Origin of the sequence: Planktotalea sp., assembly GCF_049680325.1 — a bacterium.
Classification (GTDB): Bacteria; Pseudomonadota; Alphaproteobacteria; order Rhodobacterales; family Rhodobacteraceae; genus Planktotalea.
The window spans coordinates 1-1,668 of record NZ_JBAUHO010000302.1; the positions used below are offsets into that span (position 1 = coordinate 1).

The following is a 1,668-nucleotide window of genomic DNA, read 5'->3' on the forward strand; positions in this document are numbered from 1 at the left end:
CCCTTTTGTGAAACTGCCCCATCGCGGACGGACCAGGGCTATTGACTCAGGTCAAATATGTAATAATGTAATTACATGACTACAAATGATGAAATGGATTCGATCTTTCACGCCCTTGCGCACGCAACACGACGGGCGATGCTGGATCACATACGCGCAGAACCCGGCCTAACCGTCGGCAAGCTCGCCAATTTTTTCGATGTCAGCCGGATTGCGGTGATGAATCACTTGGCCGTCCTCGAGAAGGCAAACCTTGTGCTCAGCGAAAAGGACGGGCGCTCGCGCAAGCTCTACCTGAATGCCATGCCAATACAGGACATCCACGACAGGTGGACCGACACCTATTCGGCCCATTGGGCAGATCGGGTGAACATTATCAAATACGCGGCCGAAGCCGCCGCCCGAAAGTTAACAAGGAGAGACGAAGATGAGTGAACCCGTATTTGCCAAAGCAAACATCAACCGCACCTTCATCAAAGCCCCGATTGATGTGGTCTGGTCCACGCTTGTCGCGACAGACAAGGCTTTGCCCTTCTTCTTTGGCTCCATTTGCCAAACCACCGACGGCTTGAAAGCGGGCGCGCGTTACCGGATGGTTCACCCCAACAAAAAGGTCGCCATGGTGGTGGGAGAGGTCATCGCCTTTGATCCCCCTTACATCTATTCACACACCTTCCAGATGACCAACATCGACGAGCCGCCTTGCAAGGTTACTTACGCGCTTGTCGAGAAAGACGGCGGAACCGAATTTTCGCTGACCATCGAGAATGCAGTCGAGGGCGGCAAACTGTTCAAGGAAATGGTTTCTGCACAAGGCTTTATCGGATCGAACCTGAAAGCACTTTGCGAAACCGGACGCCCCGCGTTCACGGGCCGCATGGTTGGCGTTCTGTCCCCGATCTTCGGGCTTTTGGCAAAGAAAAAGCAAGGCATTGAAAACTGGCCCCTTTAGGAAAGGTCGGCCAAAAACGCATCCAAGAAAGGATATTTAGCTATGAACACCGCATCACCCTCGGCACGACACACCACCGCTCCTGCTTGGTTAAAGGCGGTCTCGGTAATCGGGATAATCTGGTACGCTTTCGGCCTGTTACAGTTTTGGCTGGGCGTCTCTATGGACACCACCGGTGCAGTCAACTCGGGTGCAATAACGCCCGAACATGGCGCCGCTCTTGACGACACGCCACTGCTGGTCTGGCTTGCTTTTGCATTGGCCTCTGGCACGGGATTGCTCGGCTCGGCCTTGCTTTTCAAGGCCTCCGGACACGCAAAGCAGGTGTTTGCCCTCTCTGCCATATGCGCAGTCGGCTACTATGTCTGGGTTTACATGATCAGCGGCACGGGCGCCGACCGCCCCGCCGAGGAACTGTATATCGCCGCCGTCGTCATTGGCGTCACGCTGGGCTTCTGCCTACTCAGCAGGCGCGTCGTCTGACGCCCCTTCCCCAAGCCCTGAAAAATGCAGGGGCCTTCTAAACCCAGAAGGCCCTGTCACCTGTCACGACCCAACCCTGTTCACCTTAACCCGACTGACAGGCATCTGTCCCGCAAACGGCAGTGCCTGCGGCGCCTCTCCTGAAATTCCCAACCGGTCCAGCGTCTGCGCTTCTTCGCTTCCCGGCTCATACCCTAGCGCCGCGACGGCACCGGCCTGCACATCATCAGGGG

3 protein-coding genes are annotated in these 1,668 nt (G+C 56.2%); all 3 read left to right on the top strand.

The genetic code is table 11. From position 1 onward, the window contains the following. The first annotated feature begins 75 nt into the window (after nt 1-75). The 3 genes from WBC85_RS13825 to WBC85_RS13835 are packed head-to-tail and all read left to right on the top strand — an operon-like array spanning nt 76 to nt 1,435. Nucleotides 76-435 carry an ArsR/SmtB family transcription factor gene (locus WBC85_RS13825; protein WP_424438336.1) on the top strand — a complete coding sequence of 120 codons (360 nt, stop codon included), beginning with the start codon at nt 76-78 and terminating at the stop codon, nt 433-435. Beyond that, entirely contained in the window at nt 428-952 is a 525-nt protein-coding gene (locus WBC85_RS13830; protein ID WP_424438339.1) for an SRPBCC domain-containing protein, read from the top strand. The genes WBC85_RS13825 and WBC85_RS13830 overlap by 8 nt, the downstream gene beginning before the upstream one ends. Before the next feature lie 42 nt (nt 953-994). After that, nucleotides 995-1,435, top strand: a complete 441-nt coding sequence (locus tag WBC85_RS13835; protein WP_424438342.1) for a hypothetical protein — start codon at nt 995-997, stop codon at nt 1,433-1,435. The last annotated feature ends 233 nt before the right edge of the window (nt 1,436-1,668 follow it).

Coding starts and splice junctions, on each gene's coding strand:
- WBC85_RS13835 (WP_424438342.1), top strand. CDS start 995: ATGAACACCGCATCACCCTCGGCACGACACACCACCGCTCCTGCTTGG.
- WBC85_RS13825 (WP_424438336.1), top strand. CDS start 76: ATGACTACAAATGATGAAATGGATTCGATCTTTCACGCCCTTGCGCAC.
- WBC85_RS13830 (WP_424438339.1), top strand. CDS start 428: ATGAGTGAACCCGTATTTGCCAAAGCAAACATCAACCGCACCTTCATC.